The organism is Halomonas marinisediminis, from assembly GCF_004347715.1.
Lineage (GTDB): Bacteria > Pseudomonadota > Gammaproteobacteria > Pseudomonadales > Halomonadaceae > Halomonas > Halomonas icarae.
Window position 1 is genome coordinate 1 of sequence record NZ_SLTR01000536.1, and the last position, 264, is coordinate 264.

A 264-nucleotide genomic window follows, 5' to 3' on the forward strand; every position below is an offset into this window, starting at 1 on the left:
GAAATCCTTGCGGATGTTTATCTTGAGCTGATCGGGGGCCGGCAGCCGGATTTTGGTCTCTCGACACAGTCTGGCAGCGGACAAAATGCCGCCGATACCAACTGGCGCCCTAGCCCGCGTGCCACCCCCCTGCCCTCCCGGCTGACATCCGAGGAAAAAACGGCGCATGAGGAATTTGTGGCCAAACTCGGTGCTGAGGCGCTGTGGAACGCAGGGTCCGAATAACAAAAGCGCCGCGACCCGTGGTCGCAGCGCCTGAATCTC

Annotated in this window: 1 protein-coding gene; it reads left to right on the plus strand. The window is 61.0% G+C overall.

Translation table 11 applies throughout. The annotated features are described in order from the left end of the window. Positions 1-225 (plus strand): hypothetical protein (locus tag E0702_RS17700; RefSeq protein ID WP_205742091.1); only part of this gene is annotated, 225 nt, incomplete at its 5' end. Between the last annotated feature and the right edge of the window lie 39 nt (positions 226-264).